A 12,862-nucleotide genomic window follows, 5' to 3' on the forward strand; every position below is an offset into this window, starting at 1 on the left:
TATTTTGACCATTAACTATTAAATTCCGAGGTTTCTGCGGAGCAGAAACTTCCATTTCATAATAAAAAAAGCCGGAGTTCTGCGTAGTTGGATGACATTCATACCTACCATCATTAGGGGTGGAATTCACTAACTCTTAACAGGACAACGTGAACTCGACTTCTGATTGTCATACGCATTTTTCCGACTTTTGTGCTATTATAGCCGTAAATGTGGATAAAAATCCATCATTTTTGTAAAAAGAAAACTCCACCCCGTGGAATTTACTCCTACAAGGTGGAATTTACTCTTACAAAGTGGAATTAACTATTACAAGTCACCTTTTATTAATTGATTTTTGCTTTTTTCTAAAATAACATTAATTGATGAGAGTTTTTCGTTCATTATTGATTGCTTTTTTGGGAATTACTAAACTGTGATAAATTTACAATCTGTCTATGCATCCAATATAATTGGCTTTCTGCTGATGGTTGTGCTTCTGCTTAGTAGAGGTTGGCGCATTCAGACCAAGAATTCCGAGAGCCATAGTCTTATTATGATGATACTGACAGTCATTATTGCCTGTATTGTCGATCCAATGGTTTTCTACAGTGATGGGAAACCGGGTATTTTTGCGCGTCTAATTATTCTGCTTGGTAATTCCATACTTTTTTCATTAAATGCAATACTGGGGCCCGCCTACATAACACTTATAGTCAAGCATATAAACGAGTATCAGACACGAAGACAAAAGATCATACTATACACTGTATGCGCTTTTGAGATTTTTGTTCTTATCATCAATCTCTTTACTCCCATTGTATTTGGTATTGATGAATCCAACAGATATTACAGACTTCCTCTCTACTGGATGTATGTTGTAACGGAAGCTATTTTTCTTTTGTATGGACAGAATGTGTATTATGCAGCAAAGCGCAGAGGCAGATTCCTTAGTTTCTTTCCGACATGGCAATTCCTCGTACCTATTGCCATCGGAATGCTTTTACAATCAGGCCTGTACGGAATCTCTCTCATATGGCCATGTGTAGGAGTTTCGGTATGTTGTATAGCTCTGAGTCTTCAGAATGAAAATATATATCTCGATAAGCTGACAGGTGTGTTCAACCGATATTATCTTAACGAAATAGTGGATAATGCAAAAAAACACGGCGAGAAACTTTCGGCATTGATGCTCGATATGAACAATTTTAAGCAGATAAACGACAATTATTCACATACAGAAGGCGATAATGCACTCATAGCAATGGCAGATATTCTGAACGATGTAGTAAAGAACAATGGTATTGTTATACGTTTTGCAGGAGACGAGTTTATTGTAATTCTTGATAAAACAGCGACTCATACTATATCTGAATACAAGTCATTTATTGCAGACGCAATAGATGAATACAACGAATCTGCAATAAAACCATACAAACTATCGGCTGCTATCGGTGGTGATATCATAGACTTTACCACTGATGAGAATCTCGACTTTATTAGTGCAATCGACAGGTATATGTACGCCGATAAAGCGGGCTATTATGAGAATAATAACAGGCGGAAGAGGTAGGAAGCATTACTGATACCGTGTAGTTTGAGGATATTTTCGTTTTGTGGTATATTTCAAGAAGGCAATTACAAGAGAAATGCCAATTAAGGTATTTCTCTTTTATTTTTATATAAAGGATTATCCTTATGTCAGACCAGAATATTGAATTATTCAATCGCATACTTGAGAGGGAATTCCAGGGGATCAGCCTCGAAAATCAGATTATGTTACTCATCATAGAAACCTGCATAGTTTTTATTCCAGGCTTGATTTTCTTGATTAAGAAAAAAACCTCGTTTGGAAAATTACTGCATGTTTACCTGCTGGTATTATATCTGGGAGTTATATTGACCATGACCATTTTCAGACGCCCTATCGGGACGAGGCCGGGGATAGTTCATCTTAATGTTGACACAGGCTTTTCCTTAAGCGGAATAGTCTCCAAATGGAGTGCTGCGTTTAGTACGCTTAACACTATCCTGTTTATTCCATGGGGGATGATTATTTGTCCGTTTTTCAGTAAAAAAAGGCCCATAATCAGTATTTTAATTACTACAATTATTGGTGCGTTTACCAGCCTTTTCATAGAGATTACACAGCTTCATACTGCTACAGGAATGTTCGAAGCTACAGATATTGTAACGAATACGACCGGTGCTTTTATTGGGGCGGTGATTATGGCTGTGCTATACCTGGTATTTAGTCAGAGTAGAAAAATTGAAATAGATAATAAATAATTGACGTTAGAATCCAAATTGGTTACAACATTTATACAAGTAACCAATTTGGATATTTATATATATCTGGTATCCGATATGGAGAAGAGCGAAGCAAAGGCTTGAATATAGTATGAACGTTTGATGTTGCATCATCATTTTCTAAATGATAATATTTAGATTGAATTTGAAAAATATGCGGGCTATGTCAATTGACATGGCTCGTTATTTAATGTTAATGAGGTGGAGTAGTTAATGAAAAAGATACCGAAAATTACATTTGTTCTTATATATATTTGGCTTGGTGTATTTAGTGCGATTACATATCTGGATTTACTTTTAGGCGCTTCCAAAAATATTGTTATAAACAAATACTGGGCTCATAACATAATGATTTGCTTTTTGATTAATATTCTTATTTTTAATCTGGTAAAGAAAAAGCTTACATTAATAGTTATTTCAGCAGCTGCTTTTATCTGGAGTACCATATCACATTTTGTTTTGCAATTACATGGCAGTGCGCTTTGTGCAAGCCTTTTTAAAAACTTTAAAACAGCTGTTACGGTTATAGATAATTATAATTTAACAATAGACTTAAGAGTTCTGCTTATTGCGCTTATTTTTATAATAAATCTGGTGGTAGTGATACTTTTTCCGAAGAAGCATATAGAAACATATTCTGAAGGAAAACTTTATATGCTGCCCAAGCTGTTATTCCTTACATTTTTTGTGGCCTATGCGTGCTTATCATATAAGATCGCAAATAATAATATGAGCTGGGCACCATTTTTTATTATAGAACAGCGCGGATATTGCTCATATCTGATAACTGACAGCATATACTGTGTCAATCATTTCAGTAAGCCCGATGGGTATAATGTAAAACTTGTTCCTGTTAATGTCGAGGGTTTTGATGATAACGTGTCAGATACCAATCCGGATATAATAGTAATCCTGAATGAGGCGTTCAGCGATATCACAAAATACAGTGATGTACAAACAGATAAGGATCCTTTGGATGAACTTAACTCCATAGAGAACCTGAACAGAGGCTATTGCCTGGTTCCGAATGCCGGAGGCGGCACAAATACATCGGAATACGAACTGCTCACTTCCAATTCGACCGCTTTACTTTCAGTTGGTGCACCGTTTAACTATATTAACTTTGAGAAGCATAATGATTCAGCGGTTTCTTATCTGGAGAAAAATAATTATTCCACCTACGCTTTTCATTGTTTTTCAAAGGAAAACTACAACCGAAAGATAGCATATCCGGCTATGGGATTTGACCATGTTTATCTTGGGCCTGATCAATATGAATACCACAACAAGAACGGAAACAGAGACTGGCTTGATGAAGATAACTATAAGGACATAATCAGAGTCTATAATGAAACATCTGATAATCCGAAGTTTATGTATCTGCTTACATACCAGAATCATGGCGGGTACGAGCAAAATCCTCCGGAGATGGATACGATCCACTCATCGGGAGAATATGAGGTTTCCAATGACATAATTGATGAGTATGAGTCCAGTTTGGCACTTTCTGCTCATGCATTTAAAGAGCTGACTGATTATTTTTCAGCGGTTGAGAGACCTGTGATCATATGCATGGTGGGAGATCATACCTTTTCTTATTCCACCCAGCTCGGACAGGAAAATGTTTCAGCGCAGGAAAAGGACATAAATGACCGAACGGTTCCTTACCTAGTTTGGTCCAATTACCAGATTGACACTAAAATGTTTACTGATTATTCCAGCATGATAGACCTTATTCCGTCGGTTCTTTATTCGGCAGGAATAGAGCTTGATGACTATTACAAACAGATACTGAATCTGCATGGAAAAATGCCTGGAAGATCTACTGTAGGACAATATGTCGGGACGGATGGAAATATTAAGAATACTTCAGAGAATCCTGAGATAGAAGACGAGTGGAACAGATATCTGTATGCGGAATACCACAGATTAACTCAAAAATGACAACATGAACGTCGGAGAACTAACTATTATGAAATTAGAATATAAGTATATATCTAAATATCGTAAAGAACTTATGGGAATTGCAATTATGCTGATTGTGATTAGCCATAATAATCTGGACTTTCCATGGGTGTTTCATAATGTTAATAGCGGTATAAAAATGCTATGCCATGTTGGTGTTGATATCTTTTTTCTACTATCGGGGTTCGGCTGTTACTATTCAATGAAAAAGACAGCGATCCGATATCATTTTACAAGAAAAGAATTATAAGGCTGATACCGTCTTATTTAATTGTTGTGTTTGTCTTTGGCATATTTGCAATATGTGTAATGGACAAATCATTTAACGAATACTTATGGACATATTCTCTAGTATCATTTTATGTGGATAATACTCTGAATGAATGGTTTGTTGCTTCGATTATTTTGGTATATCTTATATATCCGCTTATTTATGTTATCGTTGAAAAAAGTGAAGCGGTTGCTAAAGCATTGCTCATTCTAATTTATGCCATAATAGTTTTGTTTTTGTGTCATATTATTAGAATTCCAAATCCTATTAGAATTGTGTTTGAGATACTTGGAACACGTTTCCCGGCTTTTCTGATAGGATCTTTGATGGCAAAGAACAGTGAAGGAAGCAGAGGAATAAAATTATCAACAGCACGATATATAATAATACTTGGAGTATTATCAAGCATATTATCTCTTTATGTTTTTAAGATGAAAGTAGCAAATAATTGGATTATAATTCGTACTGTATTCATATTTATTGTTTTCTCGATAATTATTTGCTGGATTATTGTCAGGGATAAAGCTGAAAACAATAATATAATAAGAAGTTGTACGACTTTTTTCACTTTTGTTGGAGGGATTACTCTGGAAATATATTTAGTACATGAGAAAGTACTTGGAATCCTGACTCCGGTAATGTATGGGATATTGCCATTGAGCTCATATTCTGTTCAGTTAGTAATATATATAATAGGGACTATATTAAGCATTATTCTTGCCAGTTATTTGTGCAAATTTTTAAAGAAAATTCAAAGAAAATAATGTTGACTTATGGCGATACATTTTTGTAAAATAAATTTTGGCTTTGCGGAATAATATATAAAATTATATAGAAGGTCATAGCAGGGTAAAACGTGCTATGACCTTTTTTCCGCATAATTGCTTTTTGTTTTTCGGGGGAAAGAAAGAATTAGTGAGGAGAAGAAGAATGGGAAAAGGGAACACAAAGTGGACATTTAAGCATGCTTATAATGCCTTCGTAAAGAGCATTCTAAAAACATGTATGCTTTTTATTATGTGCATATTTCTTATGAATATGTTTAATTGTACTGCTTTGGCAAAAGAAAATGCTGTAACAATTGTTACTAAAAGACCTATGGCAGGCCAGCCACTGGAGATTAAGAAATCTGATGTGGTAAATTCGGTAAAGTGGTATATTGGCGATACCGTTATATCTGAAGGAGATACATACACTCCCGGATCGGAAGATTATGAGAAATGGATTGTATTGAAAGCATATGATTCAGAGGGAAAAGAAGTAGCTTCTGATTCGATTTACTTTAGTAAATTACCGGTAGTATATATTAATACGGATGATGGACAGGCCATTACAGACAAGAATGAGAAGCCGGCAAATCTGTTTATCCAGGGTAATGATGGCTATAGTGATCAGTATTCCGGAAAAATATCTGTAAAGCTTAGAGGTAATACATCATCAAAATTTCCGCAGAAGCCGTATAAAATCAAGCTTGATAAAAGTACCGATCTGTTTGGAATGGGAAAGAATAAGCATTGGTGTCTAATATCAAATTATATAGACCAATGTGCTATGCGAAACGTACTCGGTTCAGAAATAGCAAAACAGCTTGGAATTGAGAACATGGATATGACCTGGGTTGATGTTGTTCTCAATGGTGAGTATAGAGGAATGTATGTACTTACCGAGCACATCAGGATCGGGAACACAAGAGTAAATATCTATGACTGGGAAGATGAAGCTGAGTCAATAGCTAAGAAGATCGCAAAAAAAGAAAAGTTTAGTGATAGTGATAAGAAAGCTCTTGAGGATCTTCTTAGTAGTGATCTTACATGGGTGAGTACCGGGACTGTAGAATTCAAGCATAAGACTTATCTGATAAATGATTATTATGATGGAGATATCTTTGATATTTCCGGTGGCTATTTATATGAATTGTCCGAAGAGTTCGATGAGAATTCAAAATTTGAAACTTCAAGAGGCTTAAAGGTTATGCTGAAAAAACCTGAGAGCCTATTCTCTAACGATGATATGATGAACTATTCACAGGAGTATTGGCAGAATTTTGAAGATGCTCTTGTGGCAGATTCCGGTTATAACAGTCAGGGCAAACATTATACGGATTATGCTGATTTTGATTCCATGACATCCTATTGGCTGACTATGGAAATAATGGGAAATCATGATTCTTCAAAAAAAAGCAGATTCTGCTATTTGGATAAGAACGGAAAGATCTTTTTTGGACCGGCTTGGGATTTTGACTGGGGGTGTGGATCATACACGGTTGGAACCGACCCGATATGGTGGAAACTGTCAGGTGGTACCCTCTGGAGGGATTTCGTGGATGATCCCTATTTTCAGGTAAAATCAGCAGAAAAGTATTGGGATAATCGTGATTATTTAAATAATTTGATTAAGACTTCAGGATTATATGATGAAAAGATTGATTATATTAAAGAGGCCGGCCGTGCAAGTGATGTAGTTTATCCTCGTAAAGATTATTGGATTTATGAGAGACGAGATTTTGATACTGATGCTTCTTTGTTCAGAACATACTTTTCTGAAAGACTGCAATGGTTTGACAGAGCTTTTGCAGATAATCAGGTTTTGTCGAAAGCGTTATCTGACATTAAATCCAGCAGAGGGGATTCATATAAAAAGCAGGATGCAGAGTTGCCTCTTGATATTCTTGGCGGATCCGAAGACAAAATATCAGAGCATTTTCCGGCAGATTATATTGTAGGAGAAAAGATGTCTACGACTCTTTCCATATCCGGAGCTGCTGCTGAGAAAGACAAAAACTATGATTTTGAAGTTTATATAAATGGTAAATATTCAGGATATGCAATAGAAGATGAAACTGGTTATTCATTTAGTATAGAACCTGAGGCGCTTACTGAACCTGTAGGAAAGAGAAATGTCATTGCTGTTATATGTAGGGATAAAAACGGTAAATTAGTATATTCAAATTACAAGACTGTAATCCAGGATGAGAATATGATTTATCCTGCATATACAATTACATATAATAGCAACGGTGGTTCAGAAGTAGCTGCGCAATCATATCAAAGTGGAATGGATATTGATGAACCTGAAGATCCGGTAAAAGAAGGATGCATTTTTACAGGCTGGTATTTAGATGAAGGTTGTACTACTTTATTTGATTTCGGAGAGATGCCTCAGCATGATATTACCTTATATGCCGGATGGCATCAGATAACGGCAAACAAATCCAGTTATGCCCTGTATTTTGTTTCGAATGGTGGAACAACTATACCTACAATTATTTCTGAAAATCCCAGTGAAATTGATGTATCAATGATTCCGGAGAGAGAAGGCTATTCTTTTGGCGGGTGGTATTCGGATAAGAATTTTGAAAATGAATTCGTGCCGGATTCGCTAAACGAAGGCTTGAATACAGTATATGCAAACTGGATTCCGGAAAACCATACAATATCATTTGATAGCTGCGGCGGTTCAGTTATAGACGATTCTATTACAGGAGTATACGGATCTGAGATTCATGCTCCGGCAATACCGCAAAGAGATGGATATTGGTTTGTGGGGTGGTACAAAGAAAGTTCCTACGAGACCATATTCCTCTTTGGAAAAATGCCTGCTGAAGACATAACATTATATGCAAGATGGATGCCAAGACAATATATGCTGAGATATGTTACAAATGGTGGAAGTCTGATTCCGTATTCTATGGAGAATTATGATGCAGAAATCTCAGCTCCTGCAGAACCGACACGATTAGGTTATACTTTTGCCGGCTGGTATATCGATAGAGCACTCACACAAGAGTTTTCATTTGACAGGATGCCTTATGGAAATACAACTTTGTATGCTAAATGGGATAGAGCAAACTATTTGGTATCGTATGAGAGTAATGGTGGATCCGAAATAGATACAAATGAGGTTCCTTTTGAGACATATATACCGGTACCATCTGTTCCGGAAAAGGAAGGATATGTATTTACCGGTTGGTTTGCGGATGAAGAATGCCAGACTCCTTTTGGTTTTGGTAAAATGCCCGCTGAGGATATTGTCCTTTACGCAGGTTGGACAGAATACCAGAATGTTGTTAGATTTGTGACATTATGTGAAACAGCAATATCACCGATAATCTCAGAAAGTGAAATTATTGTAGAAGCTCCTGAAGCGCCCGCTAGAGAAGGATATACATTTGGTGGATGGTATGTAGATGCCGGTTATGAAACCGAATTTGATTTTGCTGAGGCCATTACAGGTGTATCAACAGTTTATGCGAAGTGGGATATAAATGCATATTCGATTACATATGCATCACTTGGTGGATCAGAAGTAGAAGCGATTACAGCTGATTATGATGCAGAAATAGTGGCGCCTGAAATTGTTCCGGAGAAAGAAGGCTTTACCTTTACAGGGTGGTTTACAGACGAGGCATGTGAGAACGAGTTTACGTTTGGAAAAATGCCTGCTAAGGATCTCACAATCTTTGCGGGATGGGTTCCTAATAACTATACTGTGACAGTAGATACCAATGGTGGTAGCGAGATAGGGGCATTTGACGTAACATATGGACAAGCTATAAGTGTTGCTGAACCGATAAGAGAAGGCTATACATTTAGAGGCTGGTTTGTAGATAGAGACTTGAGTAAGGCAGCGGATCTATCAAGTATGCCTGCTTATAATCTTGTTCTTTTTGCAGGATGGGAGAAAAATAACTATACATTTGAGTATGACAGCATGGGAGGAAGCCCGGTAGAAGCACAGATTGTCGCATTTGGAGAAAATGTAATTGTGCCGGAAAAACCTGTAAAAGAGGGCTATGTTTTCACAGGTTGGTATATTGATCAGGAATGTACAGCGCTTTATCCTTTTGGAACAATGCCTGCAGGTAATGTAAAGGTATATGCAGGTTGGACACCTGAAAATAACAGTGCAAATAATGAATCTGCAGCTTTAGTTGATGCATCGAAGCTTGAAATTGGGAAGATATATGATACTGTTGATCAGAATGTAAAATGCAAGGTTACATCTGTTTTGGAAGATGGTAGCGCAGAAGGTGCATTCATTTATTCTAAAGACAGTGAAGAGAAAACAGTAACTATTCCCGGCAGAGTTGTTCTGGACAATGGAGCCGTGGTTAGTATTTCTTCTATTGATGATAATGCTTTTGCTAAGAATACTACGATTACCAAGGTTATTATCAGTAAAAACATAAGTAAAATCGGTAAGAAAGCTTTCTATGGATGTAAAAAACTGAAGAAAATTGTAATTAAATCATCTAAGCTAAGCAAAAAAAGTGTTGGTAAAAAAGCATTTAAGGGCATTTCATCAAAGGCAACCATTCAAGTTCCTAAGAATAAGGTTAAGAAATACGAGAAAGTATTAAGAAGTAAGGGTGTTCCTGAAAAAGCTAAAATAGTAGGTAAGAAATAAGATTTATAAAAAATCCCACGATTCATTTTTGAATCGTGGGATTTTTTGTTATTTCTTTCGTGTATCGGAATAGTATAATTTATTTAATTTTGAAGCTTTGCATTTTTTGTATTTTTTATTTGGAATAGTATTACCCCAGACAGATTTAGCGGATGTTGTACATTTGTATCCTCTGGATGAATATAGCTGAGATAGTGTTTTTATACATGCAGAGTCTTTTGAATCAATTCCTCCGGATGCTGTAAGCTTTCCGACAACATTAGGACTAACCCATACTTCATAACTGGCGGCATAATATAGATAATCATTCTTTTTTAGTTTAGCGGCACCGCCCCAAAAATGCAGGCAATTTCCATGTAAATCGTCTTTCGTAAGATCCACTTTTGCATAATTGTTGTAATATGTCACGTTTTTACATTTTCTTGCTTTTGCCGTTTTCCATGGCAATGTATATATGTATATACCCTTGGGATATGGCTGAGAATCAATTGTTATCCATCGCTTTTTTGATTTTGAATAGGCAAACATTTTCATCTTTCCAAAATATACAGAAAAGCTGTCAGGCAGAGTTTGTTTTGTGGTTTCCTCTACAGCTCCAAAATTTAATAATTTTGATGCTGAAGCAGGAATTTTTTTTGTGACAATGTGACCATTGTCACGTGAAGCGCGAATCATTTCGTCTGATAGGGATTCTGAAGGCATATTCATAGAGCAGTAGACAGGATCGGTAAGTAATGAAACGGGTATTTTTCCGTTGTGAACATCTTTTTTTGACTTACGATATGAATCCCATTTGACAGTACCGTTTTTGGGAAGAGACTCCGGACTAATATTTGTCATTTCGTCCCGATTTAAAATGACTGTTGATTTAGATTTAGAGGCAGAATATGCATGAAAAGTAGGAGCGGAAAAAATTGTGACTGATAATAATACAGATAATAAGCTGGTATAAATACTTCTATGCATATAACTGCACTCCTTTAATAAATATGCGAATAGTGTAGGAACATAAATTGATAATCTAAATATTATTATTCAATATAAATTGTGGTTTCTCAAGAAATAAAATGGTTATCTGTTTCATGTATTTGAGTTTTAACATATTTATTTCCTTCAGTATGAGCCCATTCTCAAATAGGCGTGACTATTACATAAGCTGCAGTTGAGGTTACAGTGCTCGGCAACGGGTATTTCTGCATGGGGAATATATTGTTTTTTTGCGTTTCACCGGTTATTCTCTTCTTAAATATAAAGTATTATATAACTAAAACTTCCCACATAAAAAATGGGAATCGCACCTTGAAAATTCAATAGTTCAGCTAAAAAATAACCTATGCCGCTTTGGCTATTGCATTGCGCATATATCCAGGCAGACCATTCAGGAAGTCATCAATGAATGAATCCATCTGATCTTCGGTGAAGTTGAAATTTTTGCATATGCTTACAAACATGGCACGGAGTATTAGCTCCATGGCATGAGAAAAAGTTATATCTTCCATTTCATCCACGAGGAAAAAGAATAGTTCTCCCAGTGTACGCATATCCTGATTCTTACGGCCAGTAATTGCCAGAAGCATATATCTTGTAAACACTATTGCTACATGTGCCGTGAGCGCATCATATGAGAGGCTTCTGCATTCACCAACAAGATTAAGTGTTGACTTGCATGTTTTGAAAAATACCTCAATATTCCAGCGTTTACCATAAACGCGGATAATCTCATCTTCGGAAAGATCTGCATTGGTGCTGATAATGGCAATCCAATCTTTCTTGTTGTTTTTGTTGCGTACACAGACAATTTTTGCAGGAATCTGAATACCGTTCTTTTCAACCATTACAGGAACTGACAGCAGATATTTGCTCTTACCACGACGCTTTTTGCTGATGCCAAAGATCTTGCTGATGGATAACTTCTTGCCATCATAAAGATACCTGATCTTTGAGCTTTTCTTTACCATGGCAATGGCATCAAGACCAAGCGACTTGATATCTATTAACTGAGCAGGTGATGAAAACCATGTATCAAAAAGTACATAGTCAGCCTTATGCCCGTTTGCAAGAGCTATTTTGATCAGTTCAATCATAGCTTTAGTGCCTTTCATTTTTGAAAGCGCACGCCTCTTGCCTGCCAATGATCGTTTATCAGTTTCGGTTTCAGGACCGAGAACATTCTTCTCGTTTGTAGAAGAAAGAAGGCATCCATTAACAGGCAAAGTGGTATTACCGTCAGTCCAGCAGAGAGTCATAAGTCTGAAACCCTTCTTGTAATGCATATCACAGTGATCAAATACCTTTGCTGCGAGCTCAGTAGCTTTACAGCTTGTCTTTGAGAACAGGCTGTCATCAACAATGAAAGCATTGATTCTATCTTCAGAAGTAAGTGGCTCGATCGTATCAGCTATGCGCTTGGAAAGCAGTGTTGTAAATTTGAGCCAGTTAGTTTTAGTAGAATTCAGGAAGCGGTAAAAGGTATTGTCAGAGAAGCCCTCTCTGAAAGAGCCAGTCCTTATCTGCATATACATGCTTCTGTCTCTGAAGATGTTGCAGAGCTTGTATTTCATGATATCAAGAGCGGGGATACCTTTCTGTTTGCATCCGTTACATTTACGAAGCAGATCACCAATCTTGTAGTTGGTGAAAAATGCTGAAATTGTAGAGGCCTCTGGCATATGTGTGGAAGCCTACGCACCTTAACAACATAACAATATATACTTGAAAAGCCATCTGGCTTTCCTTAAAGTGTAGCTGACTAAGAAACACAAAAGGAAAGGATCCAGATGACTTCAGCTACTACTTTATTCAAGGAACTCTTAAATGTCAATGATACGATTATTGATGATATCAAAGTCTCAAAGAACCACTATGATGAAAAGGTTCTTATAGCCAGGATTCATCCTCGCAAAGGGCAGCAATGGAAATGCCCTATATGTG

Annotated in this window: 7 protein-coding genes; 5 read left to right on the top strand and 2 right to left on the bottom strand. The window is 36.6% G+C overall.

Features of this window, described 5'->3' with window-relative positions; genetic code table 11:
• Positions 1-415: 415 nt before the first annotated feature.
• The 5 genes from BLR42_RS20430 (at position 416) to BLR42_RS20455 (ending at position 9,931) form a co-directional block, all read left to right on the top strand.
• Entirely contained in the window at positions 416-1,552 is a 1,137-nt protein-coding gene (locus BLR42_RS20430; protein WP_091873179.1) for a GGDEF domain-containing protein, read from the top strand.
• A gap of 203 nt (positions 1,553-1,755) precedes the next feature.
• Positions 1,756-2,268, top strand: a complete 513-nt coding sequence (locus BLR42_RS23120; RefSeq protein ID WP_278289427.1) for a VanZ family protein — start codon at positions 1,756-1,758, stop codon at positions 2,266-2,268.
• A 234-nt stretch (positions 2,269-2,502) separates the two neighbouring features.
• Entirely contained in the window at positions 2,503-4,233 is a 1,731-nt protein-coding gene (locus BLR42_RS20440) for an LTA synthase family protein (protein ID WP_091873186.1), read from the top strand.
• Positions 4,234-4,443: 210 nt separating this feature from the next.
• A complete protein-coding gene (locus BLR42_RS20450; RefSeq protein WP_278289428.1) occupies positions 4,444-5,289 on the top strand; it encodes an acyltransferase family protein in 846 nt (281 codons plus the stop codon).
• Between the two features lie 166 nt (positions 5,290-5,455).
• On the top strand, positions 5,456-9,931 hold the full coding sequence (locus BLR42_RS20455) for an InlB B-repeat-containing protein (protein WP_170832905.1): 4,476 nt from the start codon (positions 5,456-5,458) through the stop codon (positions 9,929-9,931).
• A gap of 48 nt (positions 9,932-9,979) precedes the next feature.
• On the opposite strand, the gene BLR42_RS20460 is transcribed toward BLR42_RS20455, so the two are convergent.
• Together BLR42_RS20460 and BLR42_RS20465 are read right to left on the bottom strand one after the other, a co-directional pair.
• Positions 9,980-10,897 (bottom strand): hypothetical protein, encoded by a 918-nt coding sequence (locus BLR42_RS20460; RefSeq protein ID WP_139165225.1) that lies wholly within the window; start codon positions 10,895-10,897, stop codon positions 9,980-9,982.
• Positions 10,898-11,262: 365 nt separating this feature from the next.
• Positions 11,263-12,600: an IS4 family transposase gene (locus tag BLR42_RS20465; RefSeq protein ID WP_091873197.1), complete on the bottom strand. Its 1,338-nt coding sequence runs from the start codon at positions 12,598-12,600 to the stop codon at positions 11,263-11,265.
• Positions 12,601-12,862: the final 262 nt, after the last annotated feature.

It is taken from the genome of Butyrivibrio sp. INlla16, assembly GCF_900104155.1.
Taxonomy (GTDB): domain Bacteria; phylum Bacillota; class Clostridia; order Lachnospirales; family Lachnospiraceae; genus Butyrivibrio.